This window comes from Paenibacillus alvei DSM 29 (genome assembly GCF_000293805.1).
In the GTDB taxonomy this organism is placed as follows: Bacteria; Bacillota; Bacilli; order Paenibacillales; family Paenibacillaceae; genus Paenibacillus_B; species Paenibacillus_B alvei.
Genome location: NZ_AMBZ01000001.1, coordinates 16,693 through 32,800, shown reverse-complemented (window position 1 = coordinate 32,800; position 16,108 = coordinate 16,693). Strand labels below are relative to the sequence as shown.

At 48.1% G+C, this 16,108-nt stretch carries 12 protein-coding genes, 1 pseudogene and 2 other annotated features; of the genes and pseudogenes, 8 read left to right on the top strand and 5 right to left on the bottom strand.

Going from position 1 to position 16,108, the window contains the following annotated elements; all coding sequences use genetic code 11:
* Positions 1–11: 11 nt before the first annotated feature.
* Entirely contained in the window at positions 12–2,216 is a 2,205-nt protein-coding gene (locus PAV_RS00190; protein ID WP_005542567.1) for a penicillin-binding transpeptidase domain-containing protein, read from the bottom strand.
* A gap of 184 nt (positions 2,217–2,400) precedes the next feature.
* Between PAV_RS00190 and cls the strand changes: the two genes are divergently transcribed.
* Positions 2,401–3,828, top strand: coding sequence for a cardiolipin synthase (gene cls, locus PAV_RS00185; RefSeq protein ID WP_005542566.1), 1,428 nt, complete (start codon positions 2,401–2,403; stop codon positions 3,826–3,828).
* On the opposite strand, the gene ligD is transcribed toward cls, so the two are convergent.
* The 3 genes from ligD to ku form a co-directional block, all read right to left on the bottom strand.
* Positions 3,811–4,752 carry a non-homologous end-joining DNA ligase gene (ligD, locus tag PAV_RS00180; protein ID WP_005542564.1) on the bottom strand — a complete coding sequence of 314 codons (942 nt, stop codon included), beginning with the start codon at positions 4,750–4,752 and terminating at the stop codon, positions 3,811–3,813. The genes cls and ligD overlap by 18 nt on opposite strands.
* 163 nt (positions 4,753–4,915) lie before the next feature.
* The gene (locus PAV_RS00175; RefSeq protein ID WP_005542562.1) at positions 4,916–5,881 is read right to left on the bottom strand and encodes an ATP-dependent DNA ligase; all 966 of its coding nucleotides are present in this window, start codon (positions 5,879–5,881) and stop codon (positions 4,916–4,918) included.
* Positions 5,881–6,951: a non-homologous end joining protein Ku gene (gene ku, locus PAV_RS00170; RefSeq protein WP_005542560.1), complete on the bottom strand. Its 1,071-nt coding sequence runs from the start codon at positions 6,949–6,951 to the stop codon at positions 5,881–5,883. The genes PAV_RS00175 and ku overlap by 1 nt, the downstream gene beginning before the upstream one ends.
* A gap of 214 nt (positions 6,952–7,165) precedes the next feature.
* Here ku and PAV_RS00165 point away from each other — a divergent pair, with 214 nt between their 5' ends.
* From PAV_RS00165 to PAV_RS00135, 7 genes and pseudogenes are all read left to right on the top strand, one after another.
* Entirely contained in the window at positions 7,166–7,357 is a 192-nt protein-coding gene (locus PAV_RS00165) for an H-type small acid-soluble spore protein (RefSeq protein WP_040735038.1), read from the top strand.
* A 237-nt stretch (positions 7,358–7,594) separates the two neighbouring features.
* Positions 7,595–8,074 (top strand): tRNA (adenosine(37)-N6)-threonylcarbamoyltransferase complex ATPase subunit type 1 TsaE, encoded by a 480-nt coding sequence (gene tsaE / locus PAV_RS00160; protein WP_005542556.1) that lies wholly within the window; start codon positions 7,595–7,597, stop codon positions 8,072–8,074.
* A 3-nt stretch (positions 8,075–8,077) separates the two neighbouring features.
* The gene (gene tsaB, locus PAV_RS00155) at positions 8,078–8,965 is read left to right on the top strand and encodes a tRNA (adenosine(37)-N6)-threonylcarbamoyltransferase complex dimerization subunit type 1 TsaB (RefSeq protein WP_005542554.1); all 888 of its coding nucleotides are present in this window, start codon (positions 8,078–8,080) and stop codon (positions 8,963–8,965) included.
* 96 nt (positions 8,966–9,061) lie between these two features.
* A complete protein-coding gene (gene rimI / locus PAV_RS00150) occupies positions 9,062–9,553 on the top strand; it encodes a ribosomal protein S18-alanine N-acetyltransferase (protein WP_040735036.1) in 492 nt (163 codons plus the stop codon).
* A gap of 60 nt (positions 9,554–9,613) precedes the next feature.
* Positions 9,614–10,620 (top strand): annotated as a pseudogene (tsaD, locus tag PAV_RS00145) (tRNA (adenosine(37)-N6)-threonylcarbamoyltransferase complex transferase subunit TsaD).
* Positions 10,621–10,730: 110 nt separating this feature from the next.
* Positions 10,731–11,016: a binding site (T-box leader), on the top strand.
* A 67-nt stretch (positions 11,017–11,083) separates the two neighbouring features.
* Positions 11,084–11,376 (top strand) — a binding site (T-box leader).
* A 131-nt stretch (positions 11,377–11,507) separates the two neighbouring features.
* Entirely contained in the window at positions 11,508–13,082 is a 1,575-nt protein-coding gene (locus PAV_RS00140) for a 2-isopropylmalate synthase (protein WP_005542550.1), read from the top strand.
* A gap of 477 nt (positions 13,083–13,559) precedes the next feature.
* Positions 13,560–14,036, top strand: coding sequence for a YbaK/EbsC family protein (locus tag PAV_RS00135; protein ID WP_005542546.1), 477 nt, complete (start codon positions 13,560–13,562; stop codon positions 14,034–14,036).
* 96 nt (positions 14,037–14,132) lie between these two features.
* On the opposite strand, the gene PAV_RS00130 is transcribed toward PAV_RS00135, so the two are convergent.
* Positions 14,133–16,103 (bottom strand): ABC-F family ATP-binding cassette domain-containing protein, encoded by a 1,971-nt coding sequence (locus PAV_RS00130; RefSeq protein ID WP_005542544.1) that lies wholly within the window; start codon positions 16,101–16,103, stop codon positions 14,133–14,135.
* Positions 16,104–16,108: the final 5 nt, after the last annotated feature.

Genomic DNA, 16,108 nt, shown 5'->3' with positions numbered 1-16,108 from the left:
GGGTGTGGCACTCATTCTCTTCCTTCGTTTGAAGCCGAATTTAAAGAGGAAGTAGACCCTTGCTGTTGATTGCGATAGCTTCCAGACTGCAGATAGAGTGTGACAGAACGTTGTCCGCCAGCGGTATTTTCTACTTGCTTGGCAACATAACCTTCCCCAATAATGGTGGTTTTGCGATCAAGCAGTTGGCAGATTGTCAGCGCATCGCGCAGAGACTGTCCGGTTAGTGAAGGGAGAGGAATATCTTTCTCCTGGCTAGTCAGCAAATAGACAGGCTGCTGTTCATACCGTTCTTCGCCTTGCTGAGGGAATTGTTCAAGCACCTTTGTTCCTTTCCCAAGAATAACGGGCTGCAGACGCTTATCCTTTATTGCCTCTGCTGATTCTTTTACTGGCTTCAAAACATAATTGCCTACGATAGCCGTATTCTTCGCATCTACTTTGCTGCTGTTCTTTACTGAAGTTTTTGAAGCTCCTGCGTTCGAAGCGAGCAAATTTGGATCGGGCTTAATTCCCATATATTGAAGCGTACTGAGCATGATAGAACGGAAGGCTGGCATAGCTACCTGACCGCCTAATGTGAAATCGCCTCCAAGATCCGGCTCATCTACGACAATGGCTACAACAGCCTTCGGATTATCGGCAGGCGCGTAGCCAACGAATGAAATCAGCCAATTCCCTTTTTTGTAACCGCGTTTGGCTGGTTTTTGTGCAGTACCGGTTTTGCCGGCTACCCGATAACCGTCAATAATGGCTGGCTTACCCGTACCTTTCAGAATAACCTGCTCTAAGCGTTCTGTGACTTCCTTCGCTGTTGCAGGGGTAACGACTTGGTGCTCTGAAGTTTTGGGAGAAGTGGGGGCTTCCTTCACAATACGCGTTTGCAACCATTTCCCGCCATTTGCAATGCTTGCATAAGCAGCAGCGAGCTGAATTGTATTTACGCGTACACCGCCTTGCCCGAATGTCGCGGTTGCCACCTCGGAGGGACGTTCGAAACGGATAAGCGGCGCTGCCTCTCCATTTAGCTCAATGCCTGTTGGATGTGTGAATCCGAAGCGGTCGATATAGTTGAACAGCTTCTCCTTACCGAGCTTCTCTAGTCCGAGCTTGACGAAGGCGACGTTACTTGATTTCTCCAATCCCTGCTGATAGCTGATCGTTCCCCAGCCATCGCGCTTTACATCATGAATGATGTTGCCGGGAACCTTAATGAAGCCAGAGACAAACGTATCCTCTGGCCGGAATACACCTTCTTCAATTGCTGCGGCTAGCGTAACGATTTTGAATGTCGAACCAGGCTCGTATCCGAAATGCAAGGTGTTGTTCGTCAGCGCGCCAATATTGGGTATATTCCAGTACCGATTCGGATTGAAATCGGGCTTTGAGGACATAGCTAGCACTTCCATCGTGTGCGGATCCATGACGACAGCCATTGCCCTAGCAGGCTGCCATTGCTTCATGACGCGATTCATGGCCTCGTCAACGAAGCGCTGGATTTCAATATCGATCGTAAGGGTAACCGATTGCCCGTCAATAGGCGGGGTAATTGAACTGCTTGACAGTGCAATGGGGTTGCCGCGATTATCTCTAAGAAATGCGGCCTGACCGTTAACGCCTTGCAACTGGTTATCGAATTTGCCTTCTATGCCGGATACAGCTTGTCCTTCTTTATTAATATAACCAAGTACATGGGCTGCGAGTTGATTATAGGGGTAGTATCGTTTAGAGGATTTCAATAATCCAATCCCATAATCAGGAAAATGAAGCCAATCGCCGTAATCCAGCTCTTTCCCGAAAAGATTACGAAATTCATCGAGCTTCGAATAGTCCATGAGCCAGCCTTCCGTACGTACTTCGACCTGACGCTGCTTCGTTCGACTGATCAAATCATTAAGCTCCGGGACAGGCTTTCCTATTAATTGATGCAGTCCGTCAGCTACACGAACCTGCTGCTTCAATTTTTCGATTTCCTGTGGAAATACGACTAAGTTATAGGCAGAAGCTTCAAGGGCAAGCGGCTTGTGATTCCGATCATAAATCGTGCCTCGCTTGGCCAGAAGCACTTCGCTGCGTGCCCATGTCTTTACATTGTGCTCCATATAGAAATCATAGTTGATAACTTGAATCCAGAACGTGCGTATGATTAAGACGAGAAAGACAAATACCATGATCATACCTAGTGCAAGCACGCGCAATCGAATTCTGCGGTTCATGATCGAATGATCCTCCGTAGCTAGTGTTGGGGTGGTAATATTTACTGTACATGGAGCGCGGTATTTGTACAAGAGTGAACGGAGGAAAAGCGCGGTGCAGTCTACGTCAACAACCTAACAATGGGTATTGCAATGAATTATGATATAAATAGAAGAGGTCACATTATGGAGGTTACACGCATTCATGATATGGATCGTCGTTATATTGCTTGTTTATTTATTCCAAATTGTGACGATTGTGCTCTCAGAATACAAGCATCCGTCTAAGGCGCTTGCCTGGCTCTTAATACTGTTTTGTTTCCCTTTAATTGGCTTCGTAATGTATTACTTCCTTGCACAGGAATATACAGCTCGAAGACGTGTGCGCAAGCATGAAACGTGGGGGGAATACGTCAATAGAAGCGAACTGCCTGAGATTAGCGTGATCCATCATGTTCAAGAATTGAACAATCCCGAAATGCTTCAGCATGAGCGCTTGTTTTCACTAATATCATCCCTGTCGGCAAGTCCGATAACAGGCTGCAATACGGCGGAGGTGCTAACGAATGGACAGGCTGCTTTCGAGTCTATGCTGGCAGCAATTCGTGGGGCAAAGCGTCATATACATATGGAATTTTATATTATACGGGATGACGCCATCGGCACGAAGTTCCAAGAGGCACTCATTGCCAAGGCGAAAGAAGGCGTCAAGGTTCGCATCATTGCGGACGGGGTGGGGAGCATCGAGCTGCGCCGCAAATATGTTCGCAAGCTTCAGCAAGCAGGCGTAGAATTCCATTGGTTCCTTCCTGTATGGGTATCCTTTTTCCGGCGCAGGCTCAATTATCGGAATCATCGTAAAATTGTCGTGATTGACGGGGCGATTGGTTTCGTTGGCGGAATTAATATCGGTGACGATTACTTGGGACTGAACCACAAGCTGGGATTTTGGCGAGATACGCATTTGTGTGTGGAAGGGGACGGAGTCTATGCGCTGCAGGCCGTATTTTTGCACGATTGGTCCTTTGTAAAGGAGCCTCCTTCTGATCGGAAGGATCTGTTTCCAGAGCATGTCTGCCAAGGCCGTGAGCAGGTGAAAATGATTTCGAGCGGGCCAGATGCAAGCTGGGATGCGATTCAAGAGTTGTTCTTCGGGGCAGTAAGCTCTGCAAGGGAACGGATATGGATCATTACCCCTTATTTTATCCCTGATACAAGCATACGACTTGCGCTCAAGACCGCAGCAGTGAGCGGCATCGATGTACGCATTATTATTCCTGGAAAATCGGATTCCCGCATCGTTGATTGGGGTTCATTATCCTACGTGGAGGAGCTTATGCAATCTGGGGTTCGGTTCTATCAATATCAGAAAGGCTTTGCCCATGCGAAGGCATTCATTATGGATAGAGCATTAGCTTCGGTTGGAACCGCTAATCTGGATATGCGCAGTTTCTTTAGTAACTTTGAGTTAAATGCGGTACTGTTCGACAAGCAGGCAATTGATCGCTTGGAACAGGATTTTTACCGTGACTTTGACGATAGCGTTGAAATTGATTATTCCAAATTTGTCCATCGATCTCGCGGGCAGCGGGCAGCCGAGGCATTGGCCCGGCTGCTATCTCCGCTTTTGTAGAGCAGCAATTTGATTCGATAGGGCAGCAAGGACGGGTTCAATGCGTTGTTTGGGCTCAAGCTGAATAAGATCGCCTGTTGTGTTCAGGCGATCAACGGCATTTAGCAAGTGGAAATCGCGCGGCTTCGGATCGAGCCTTACCTCCTCCCATGTCAGCGGCATGGAAACTGAGGCGTACCGTGTTGCGCGCGGGGTGTATGGCGCTGCGATTGTCCGTCCCTTGTCGTGCTGCATGTAATCAATATAGATGTTGGTGCCGCGATGTTTTTTGAACCGCTCAATTGTGAAGAGTCCTGGATTCCGTTCGCATAAATAAGCAGCTACCACATGTCCAAGCTCTTTCAATTGGGTGAAGGTTGGTCCGTGTTCAATTGGAATCACAATTTGCACCCCAGTTGCGCCGGAAGTCTTGGGTACAGAGCGAAGTCCTAGCTGCGCCAGCATTTCGCCTACAAGCACAGCAGCCTCCATAATGCGGGGCTCTTCCTCAACGGAAGGATCGAGATCAATAATCCATTCCGATGGCAACGGATCATCTACCTTGTGCAAGGAGGGATGATATTCGATGCAAGCGAGATTTCCCAGCCAGAGCAGTGTGGCAATATCATTCAGCACTACATAGGAAATGCCCTCGGATAGAGCAGTGCGAACAAAGGGCGGAGTCGGTTCAGGTGCATTTTTTTGATAAAAGAACTTGCCGTTTACACCGTCCGGATAACGAATTGTAGTCAAAAACCTTCCTGAACAAGCAGGGAGCAAATAAGGGCTTAGCCGAATGAGTTCCTGCATAAAGCGCCCCTTCGTTATTCCCATTTCAGGGAACAGTATTTTATCTGGATTCGTGATGTTAACTTGATGTCCGCCGATATCCAATGTTGCAGAGGATGTATGTGCCCTACCGGTGTTCCCCCTCGATTTTCCCAATTTGTTCAGCCTCCTGATGATCGCGATAATGATAAGCTCCCCTTAGCTTCATTCACCGATTTAAGAATAGGCAACACCTTTTAATGGCACGAAAGCAGGGGACATTGCTTTTTTATCGATTTACATGATTTGAGACAACAATCTGCCGTGGTTTGAACAATGCTCAGGATTCAAGCAATGGCAGTGTTAAAATGCGCGGGTGGCGCAGTAAGCCTGTATCCGTATATTCGAGCGCACCGATGAGACAGGGAATCGGATGGTGGTACCAGATAATGTGCTCCTTATATAGGGTAGAAGGGAGTCCTTGTGCGATAGGCTGGACGGCTGGATGCTTGTTGGCCCAAGCTGCGAGAAGCTGTCTGCGAACCTCGTCCAATCCAATTGAGGCTCTCCCCATATATTGTCCCTTTGCATCTGCCAAAATGATACTTGAGGGGCGATTATCTTTGCGTATATAGCCGATAGTCAGGGCTTCCAACTGGATATCCTTTTTTCTTTTCGTCCAATCCCGATGCTGTTTTCCCTCTATATATGGAGAGGCCAGTCGCTTGCTGACTACTCCCTCCCATTCATGCTCGTTTATCCATTTCCATAAAGCCTCTCCATCATGGAAGCAATCGGTTACGAAACAACGTTCTGCAGGAGGCTTAGGCAGATTGGCAAGCAACTGATAACGTTCAGAGTAGGGCAGTGCTCGAATGTTTTCGCCATTTAGCGCGAGTAAATCAAAGAGAACATAAATAGCTTGCAGTAATTGGCCGTTTCCCGCTGTTCTTGTTCGTTCCCGCTGAAGCGCAAGCGGAAAGGACGGACGCAGTGACTTCGGATCCAGAACAACGACTTCTCCATCCAATAGAACGGAAAGTTGATTCTTAATTGACCATTGAGTAAGCATCTCCGTAATTTCCGGATAGATGCTCGTTTTGTTCAGCAGCCGCTTCGAGTAAAGCTCCACCTTGCCTGCTGAACAAAATGCCAAAATGCGCACACCGTCCCATTTAAGCTGATGCGTCCAGTCACTTCCTGTAGGAATATAGGATGACAGCAGTGGAGACATAGGAGGTGAGGGTAGACGATAGACCTCAGAACGAAACTCTGCAGTGACATCGTACGAACTCTGCTTCTTCACTATGATTTCTCACCGTCAGCAGACTTCTTTGTACTTTTGCGCCGCTTTGTTGTTGGCTCCGTCCCCTCGCCGCTAGCTGCCTGCTTTGTAGGAACACGTGCTGCGGTGCTGCGTGCCTTGCGTCTACCGCGAGGAGCGTCATCAACAGTTGCAGTCTCTTCTGCTGCTGCAAGTCCACCGGATTGAACTGCTGTTTCTTCTGGAGCCGCGGCTGGCTTCCGTTTTGTTCTCCGCTTACGGGGCGCCGCTTCTTCCGCAGCTGTCTGGATATGACCTGTATCGGTGCTGATCGGTGCAGGAGATTTCATGGCGTCAATGCTTGCCTGCAGGGCGGCCATTAAATCAACGACATTGGCTGTAGGCTGGGCCGCTGGGGCGGTGCGAACTTCCTCTCCTGCAATTTTTTGCCCGATGCGCTCCAGTAAACGCTCCCGATATTCATCGGTATATTTTTCAGGCTCGAAAGCGGTTGAAAGCTGGCTAATGAGGAGCTTGGCCATTTCGAGCTCCTTCGGATTAACCTTTACCTGCTCAGGGACATTCGGAACTTGGGAAGAAGACCGAATTTCATCGGGATAGAACATGGTTTCCATAACGAGGCAATTGTTTAGTACTCGGATCGCTGCAAGACTGCTTTTGGCTCGAAGGGTCACCTTGGCGATTCCGATTTTCCCCGTCTCATTAAGCGCTTCTCTAAGGAGCTGGTATGCATTCGCCCCTGCTTGATCAGGGGAGAGGTAGTAGGTTTTTTGATAATACACAGGGTCAATTTCCTGCAAGTCCACGAAATCAATAATGGATATCGCACGATTGGCTTCTTCTTGAAGCTGTTCCAACTCCTCTTTGTCGAACAGCACATATCTTCCTTTCTCATACTCGTATCCCTTGATGATTTCGTCCCAGGCTACTTCTTTGTCGCAGACCGGACACGTTCGGACGTAGGATAACGGACTACCGCATTCCTTATGAATCATCCGCATGGATATATCCTTATCCTCGGTAGCTGTATGCATTTTGACCGGGACGTGTACAAGCCCGAAGCTTATGGCGCCTTTCCATACCGTATGCATGCTCTGCCTCCTTTGCATCGTGTTCCATGATGTTCGATTGTAGGTATGACATATGGATGATGAATTTCTGATCTCAGTATGTGACAGATGCATAAGCGTTACCCATTGTGTGTCATGCATGAAATAGGAAGAATTGAGCCATCTTAACAGAAGGCAGCTGTTTGGCTAGTGTGCCGCCTGCGGCATGGAATGTGAAGGAGGATGGAGCATGATGATGGATGCCAACCGTGCAAAGCAAATATTGGAGATGAAGGATACAGTGCCCGTTCGTTTGGATGGGGAGCAATCTGTATGGATTGAAAGCGTGGATGTGGCCAACAGTATGGCTACGGTGCAGGTCGGTACGAATCCCTTGAATACACAAACCGTATCCGTAGATCGTTTAGTTGAGGAAAAGAAACACTAGCGTTCTTTGAATACAATAAATGGACAATCGTTCGAGGATGATGGAGGCGCCTGCGGCAGCAGGTGTCTTTTTCTATATAACAGCATAACAGCGTGAATGATTGATGCCTTCGATCCAACTGCAATGAGCGTGCACGATAATCGCATAGGCTGCCAAAAGGCGGTTCGCGGTTGGAGATAAGAAATTTATGATATAATGATAACTTAGTTACTACATGTATCGTGATGGAGGCTCTATATGAATCAAATTGCGGAATTCGCCTTCCGTTCAAGCAGTGAAGCAGATACGGAACGGCTTGCTTCCCGGCTGGCTGAACGGTTCACTGCGGGGACTGTTATCGCACTTGATGGGGACTTGGGTGCAGGCAAGACGAGGTTCTCACAGGCTGTAGCGAAGGCACTGGGCATTACGGAAGTCGTCAACAGCCCGACCTTTACAATTATTAAGGAATACGAAGGCGGAAAATTGCCTCTATATCATATGGATGTGTATCGGATATCAATGGCGGAGGCAGATGAGCTTGGCCTAGATGAATATTTCTATGGCGAGGGTGTATCATTGGTGGAATGGTCAAGCATAATTACCCCGATTTTACCGCCGCAGCATTTGCACTTGTTCATTCAGTCAGAAGGGGAGCAAGAGCGTATCATTCGATTGACCGCGTACGGTGAACCGTATGTATCATGGGTGAATGAATTGAAACGGATGGGAGTATAAATCATGGCAGTACAACATGAGCAGGACAAGGTGTTAGCGTTAGACACATCTACTTCATCTATGGCTCTAGCGCTTCTTCATGGTCAACAAACAGCAGCTCACATGGAGTCTCAAGCGGAGCGGAATCACTCTTTGAAACTGGTGCCGGCAATCCAATCCATGCTGCAAGAGCGAGGCTGGAACAATTGCGATGTGTCTCTACTTGCTGTTGGGATCGGTCCAGGTTCTTATACAGGGGTGCGGATTTCCGTTACAGCGGCTAAGACGATCGCTTGGGCGTGGGGCAAGCCTGTTGTAGGCGTATCAAGCTTACATGCGCTAGCGCTTAGCGGATTGGAGACGGCACGTGAACATTTTTCTTCGAGGAGTACATTGAATATCGGTCAAGACTGGGTGTACCCGTTAATAGATGCTCGGAGAGGGCAAGTATATACGGCTCGTTTTGGAACAGGAACAACGACAGGCGCTGTCGAAGTAGAACCAGGAGCAGGAGCTTTTGGACAAGCTTCGAAGAAGGATGCGCAGCTCGGCAATCGCGTGCATGAGGATGGCATTCGATTATTTAGCCAAGTTGCAGAAGAGGTAACTCATGCACTTGGATCAGAAAATGCCGAAACGGCTGATATTCCCGAACGCGTATGGTTTGTTGGAGAAATTGAGCCTCATATGGAACGTATTGCTGCGCTGCAGCAACAATTCGGAGATCGCATCCAGGCGTTGTCTTGCACAATGAAGGCGCATTGGATTGGCCGAATCGGGTTGGAGGCATTTCATCAAGGGCAATTCGGTGATACACACCGATTGGAGCCGAACTACACGCAATTGACGGAGGCGGAAGCGAAGCTGCTTGCGAAAGAGCAGGCGGCAGCCAAGGCTATACAACAATTGTAAAGGAGCGTACTTCGAATGGGACAAGCTGAGGAACAGAAGGAAGGATCCTTTTCGTCGACACAACACGCTGGTCAGAAGGAGTCTGGTCATGTTCACATGACTCAGCCAGAACAAGCTCAAGATGTTCAATTTCGCCGGATGACGCTTGATGATATTTCAGGTGTGCTTGCTGTTGAGCATGCTTCATTTACGCTGCCATGGACGCAGGATGCCTTTCGTAATGAGATGACGAATAATTTATTTGCCAAATACATTGTGATGACCACAGGCGAGCGCATCATTGGCTACGCAGGTATGTGGACGGTATTAGATGAAGCACATATTACAAATATTGCAGTGCATCCGGATTATCGCGGACAGCGGCTTGGCGAGCGTTTGCTTCAAGAGCTCGTCCAACTGGCGCATTCGCTTGGCATGCTGCGTATGACGCTTGAGGTTCGCGTCTCGAACCATGTCGCCCAGCGATTGTACGCTAAATTCGGCTTTACTTCGCAAGGCGTGCGCAAAGGCTATTATTCCGATAACCAAGAAGACGCTCTTATTATGTGGTCAGACTTGGATCCTACAGCGCCTTATGCAAAATACTAAGGCGCTAACTGATTAAAGCAGGTGAAATCATTGACGATAAAATCTAATAAAGAATCTTGCATGATTATGTCTATCGAAACGAGTTGCGACGAAACGTCGGTTGCTATCGTTCGCGATGGTCGAGAAGTGCTGTCCAATATGGTATCCAGTCAAATTGACGTTCATCGCCGCTTCGGTGGGGTCGTCCCCGAGATTGCTTCCCGTAAGCATGTCGAGACGATAACTGTCATGCTGGAGCAGGCTGTTCAGGAAGCAGGCATTACCATGGAGGATGTGGACGCTATAGCTGTAACACAAGGTCCAGGTTTAGTCGGTTCACTGCTTGTAGGCGTTGTTGCCGCTAAGTCGCTGTCGATGGCGCTGGATATTCCTCTTATTGGCACTCACCATATTGCGGGGCATATTTATGCGAATCGGCTGGCAGAAGAGCTTGAATACCCGTGTATGGCTCTCGTTGTATCCGGTGGTCATACTGAACTTGTGCTTTTGCAGGAAGAGGGCAAGTTCCAGGTGATCGGACGTACTAGAGATGATGCAGTAGGCGAGGCTTATGACAAGGTAGCGCGGGCCGTCGGGTTCCCTTACCCGGGAGGCCCGCATATCGACCGCTTGGCTGTCGAATCAACGGAAGAGGTGGAAATGCCGCGTGCATGGCTGGATCCTGAATCATATGATTTCAGCTTCAGCGGGTTGAAATCTGCGGTATTGAATGCAGTCAATCAGGCCAAGATGAAGGGTGATCAACCGAATTATGCTGGAATTGCTCGAGGGTTCCAGCTATCTGTCATCGATGTACTGATTGAAAAAGCCATGCGAGCCGTAAAGCAATACGGTGCGAAGCAGCTTCTGCTGTGCGGCGGGTGGCCGCCAATCGCGGCTTGCGGGCTGCATTGACAGAGCGCTGCGCTGATGAAGGGATTCCATTGCTGATCCCGCCTTTCGAATATTGTACGGACAATGCGGCAATGATTGGAGCTGCTGCATATTTGAAGTGGAAGAATGGTCAATCGACGCCGCTTGATTTTAAGGCAGAGCCATCGTTCTCATTAGAAGCATGGTCTGTGTAAAGGGGATGTCCCGTATCCATGTGTGAAGATAATTTAGGTATTGACGATTTGAAGCGAGGGCAATATAATAGTCAATAAACCTAAATCCTTCCATGGAATGGGAAATACGGTAAAACGCTAAGATCAGGAGCAGTAAGGAATATGCTGGCCTATAGAGAGCTGCGGGAATGGTGCGACGCGGCGGCAGCAAGCCTGAACTCGCCTGTGAGCGGATCGGCGGAATGGAGTACGCGGATACGGCTGCCCCCGTCATAGGGCGTGCGTGGCGATAGGATTGAGACGTTATGTTCTGATTCTGAATCGTCATGTGCATGAAGCGGATGAAGCTTCATCTTTCGCGAGGATGAAGTTCATCAACTAGAGTGGTACCACGGCAGATCACCTGTCGTCTCTAATGAGACGGCAGGTTTTTTATTTTCACAGTGATAATGAATAAAGAATGCTACAACAAGATATTAATGATTTACACACGACGAACAGGAGTAGTAGGACTCGAACGGTCTCACAGCAAGCTGCGGGGAGATGCGACGCAGTGGCGGTAAGGTCTGAACTCGCCTGGGAGTGGAACAGCTGAACGAACATGATGGCATGAAGGGCTATAGAACGTCTTCATTTCATGTATCGATAGGCTGTTACGGTGCCTGCCGTTATTAGGATTTGAGAGGAAGGGCTTCATAAGGCAGGCGATTAATCGCTTCATGCACTTATGTCCTTCAATCGGAGTGGTACCGCGGCATATAACCTGTCGTCTCCAAGTAACGGAGATGGCAGGTTTTTTGTGTTCTAAAAGCCGTTTCAGGCTTGTTCTTTGCAGCACAGGTCGAGAAAAGAAATATACGCTCAGAAAACTGATTTCAAAGCTTCAACAAAATAAGGAGGAATTATCTATGTCCATGAACAACGAGAAGATGATCCGAATTTTTGATACTACCCTGCGGGATGGAGAACAGGCGCCGGGTGCAGCCTTAACGTTGGAGCAGAAGCTTGAGCTTGCAGGACGACTGGCTGCATTGGGAGTGGATGTCATAGAACCTGGATTTCCCATCTCCAGTCCAGGTGAATTTGAGGCAGTGCAACGTATTTCTAGAATGTTCCCTGAGGTTGAAATCTGTGGATTTGCACGTGCAGTCGAGGGGGATATCGATGCTGCTGTTCATGCAACAGAAGATGCGGCGAAGAGACGCATCCATCTCTTCCTTTCTGCTTCAGATATTCATTTACAGTATCAACTGCGCAAGTCCCGTGCAGAAGTGAAGCAAATGGCCCGGGAAATGGTGGCCTATACCAAGCAATTTGTAGATCGGGTAGAATTCACGGCTATGGATGCGACACGTGCCGATTCCGATTATGTAATTGAGCTAGTAGAAACAGCTATTGAGGAAGGGGCTACGATTATTAATTTGCCGGATACGGTCGGCTATGCGCTGCCCGAGGAGTATGGAGCATTGTTCCGCAAAGTAAGACAGGGGGCGCGTGGAGCAGACGGGGTTCAATTCAGCGCCCATTGCCACAATGACCTTGGTCTGGCGGTTGCGAATAGTATTGCCGCTATACAAGCTGGAGCAACCCAAATCGAGGTGACGGTTAACGGGGTTGGAGAGCGAACTGGAAATTGCGCGCTGGAAGAGCTTGTAATGGCGCTGAATACGCGAAATGATGCGCTGCGAGTGGGCACACAAATTCGACCAGAGCATTTGTACGAGACGTCCCGTATGGTCAGCCGGATGATGCATTACCCAATTGCCTTCAATAAGCCAATTGTGGGCCGCAATGCCTTCCAGCATGAGTCCGGCATCCATCAGGATGGTTTGCTTAAGAACCGCAGCACTTACGAGATCATGGATCCCGTTCAACTGGGAATTCCGCATCATATGATAATTCTCGGTAAGCATTCAGGGCGCCATGCACTTAAGCATAAAGCTGCTCAATACGGAGTCACACTTGATGCAAGTCAATTAGATGATGTATATGCCAGCTTTAAGCGGATGGCGGATCAGCAAAAGGTTGTAACCGATGAACAACTGCTGCACTGTATCGGAGAAACGTTGAATGAACAGCTTGAGGCTGTTGAACTGCTTGATGTTCAAGTTATTGCAGGAAGCTCGCGCAGCCGTGTAGCATCTGTTGTCATCAAGGAGCAGGAGACTGGATTGGAACGCACTTATGCTGGTGTCGGAAGCGGACCTATTGAAGCGGTAATACGTGCAATTGCACAGTCCTTCTCCGAGCTTATTGAATTTGAGGACTTGGAGCTTCATTCTTTGTCTTCAGGGGAAAATGCTGCTGGTGAGGCAATCGTGACGGTATCTTGCAACGATTTTCGCTATCAGGGAAGTGCGATGCATCAAGATATCGTAATGGCAGCGGCTCAGGCCTATGTGGCTGCGTGCAACCAAGCTGTTCGAGGTCAGCTCTACGAGCAAAATTCTGCTGTTAAGGCGGGGGCTGTTGGGGTTTCGTAATCTGAGTGTGGACAAAGTTATCCACATATTCCGTTGAAAATGTGGATAAAACGTTTTCTTCCTTACAGGACTAAGGATCTAATTTTGGTGAAAAAAAGGATAACTTCCCTGATGGAATACACTGGAATTGTGGATAATGTGGATAAAACAGTGGATAATGTTGGTTTACAAAATAAAAACATTGATATACCAACGAAAATTGAGCAGAATATGAAAAAGTGATTGTTGTTTCATAAAAATATTGTTGTGTATAAACTGTGGTTTAATAACGAATGCTGATGCTGCTTTATATACTCATGAAAATAATGTTGAGCTAGATGAACCTGTACGAAAATGCTAATAATGGACAGAGGAAAAATATGTCTGTTGTTATTCGTGGTTCGGTGCTGAGGAGGTACTCATCGCCGAACCTATTCGTTTTATAAATATGAGTAGAGAAATTGGATGAATTGTTTTTTTGCTGTAGGAGGGATTGGTATGAGTAAGCTCAAAGGGAGTGCGCAATCCGTACAGGACAAGCTTTCTGCAATGGGGCTGCCTAATCTGGTTATAGAGCTGCCTGACAGTACACGAACCGCAGAAGAAGCCGCGAATACAATCGGTTGCGAATTATCACAGATTGCAAAGTCGATAATTTTTCGGAGAAAAGAAGCAAATCTTCCCTTGCTCGTCGTGGCAAGCGGAGTAAATCGCGTAAATGAAAAGAGGATCGGCCATTTGTTAAACGAAAAGCTTGGCAAAGCTGATGCGGATTTCGTCCGAGAACATACAGGATTTGTTATTGGAGGTGTGCCGCCAATTACTCATAAAGATCCCATTGTTACAATAATTGATGAGGATTTAATGCAAGTTGAGGTGATATGGGCCGCGGCAGGCCATCCCCAAGCTGTGTTCCAGTTAACACCCATGGAGCTAGTGGAAATGACAAATGGGACGGTAGCTCGGATCACTTAATTCGTATAACTACGTTGTACGGGCCTTTTGGTGATGGATGAAAAAAGGGATTCCCGGTTGGGAACCCCTCCATCCTGCTGTATGACGGTCATGGGCTCATGCTTCCATAAGAAGCTCCCATTCCGCGTATACTTCATCAAGAGCCGCCTTGGTTGCATCTAACTGCTCCTGAATGGACTGGACACGTACGTAATCATTAAATACATCGGGCTCAGTTAGCTCCAGTTCACGGGCAGCTATCTCTGCTTCCAACTCTGCAATTTGCTTCTCGATTTGCTCCAACTTCCGTTGGCGCGCACGTTCTTCACGCTTCGACTGCTTGTCTGCTTCATAAGCGGCTGATCCCGTAGGAGCTGTTTCTAGCTTGCTATCTACAGTGCCGCTTTGGAATGAGGCAGGCCTGCTTGGCTGTACAGATTTTGAGGAGAGCAGTTCTTTATCTTCTTCCAACTGTTGCTTCTTCTCTACATAGTCGTCATAATTTCCTAGGAAATGACACGTTCCTTCTGCACTCATTTCGACGATCCGCTCAGCCATTTTGTTCAAGAAATAGCGGTCATGGGATATGAAGAGCAGCGTCCCTTCATAGTCAATGAGTGCAGATTCGAGAACCTCTTTGCTGAATAAATCCAAGTGGTTGGTCGGCTCATCGAGAATAAGGACATTTGCTTGCAGGAGCATTAGCTTGGCAAGTGCAACTCTAGCCTTTTCTCCTCCGCTTAGAGATGCGACTTTCTTCTGTACATCATCTCCGCTAAATAAGAAGCTTCCGAGAACCGTTCGAATGCGAACTTCCTCCATATGCGGATAAGCAGACCATACTTCTTCTAGCACTGTCATATTCGGGTTCAAATTCGTCTGTTCCTGATCATAGTAACCAATTGAAACATTTGTACCCCAGTTGATTTGTCCTGCTAAAAGATCATGTTTGCCGGTCAAAGCTTTCAGCAGTGTGGACTTGCCAATTCCGTTAGGTCCTATAAGTGCAACCATTTCCCCGCGCTTCAATTCGAAGCCGACATTACGGAATAATGGCGGGTTATTTCCATAGGATGCGGCAGCTCCATCCACTTTAAGTACATCTTTGCCGCTCTGTCGCACGATCTCGAAGCTAAAGCTTGCACGCTTCAAATCACCTAGCGGTTTATCGATCCGTTCCATCTTCTCAAGTGTTTTGCGGCGGCTTTGAGCGCGCTTTGTTGTGGAGGCGCGAACGATATTGCGTTGAACAAAGTCCTCGAGCTTGGCGATTTCAACCTGCTGCTTTTCGTATAGCTTTATTTGTTGCTCATACTCAGATGCCTTCAACTCAATATACTTCGTATAATTACCTGTATAACGCTTTGCCTGATGGCGTTCGATCTCGATTATCGTTGTTACCATCGCGTCCAGGAAGTAGCGGTCATGAGATACAACAAGGACAGCGCCAGGATAGGAACGCAGATAAGCCTCGAGCCATGTAAGGGTGTGAATATCCAAATGGTTCGTCGGCTCGTCCAACAGAAGCAAATCAGGCTGCTGGAGCAGGATACGAGCAAGTGCAAGTCTGGTCTTCTGTCCGCCGCTTAAAGTATGAACGTGGACGGCGTGAGGATCCATTTGGCCGAATCCCATTCCATGTAGCACACTGCGTACACGCGTTTCCATTTCATAGCCGCCATGCTGACGGAACCAGTCTTGCCGTTCCGCATAACGACGCAAGGTTTCTTCATATCGAGATTCATCCTCGGCTATCGCTGGATCTGCGATTAGATGCTCCAACTCCCGCAGTTCCTGCTCAGCCCCGGTAAGGTGAGCGAATACGGACATCATTTCTTCCCAAATCGATCGTTCCGAATGGAGACCGGTATGTTGGGCAAGATAGCCGATGCGAGTCTCCTTCGATTTGTATATGATGCCGTCGTCGGGTGTCAATTCTCCAGCAATCAGTTGTAGAAGCGTGGACTTGCCGGCACCATTTACTCCAACCAAGCCTATCCGCTCGCGTTCTAAAATTTGGAATGTAATGTTCGATAACACGGGGGTAATCCCGTAACTTTTACATATGCCGTTCGCTTGAAGCAGCATCGGTA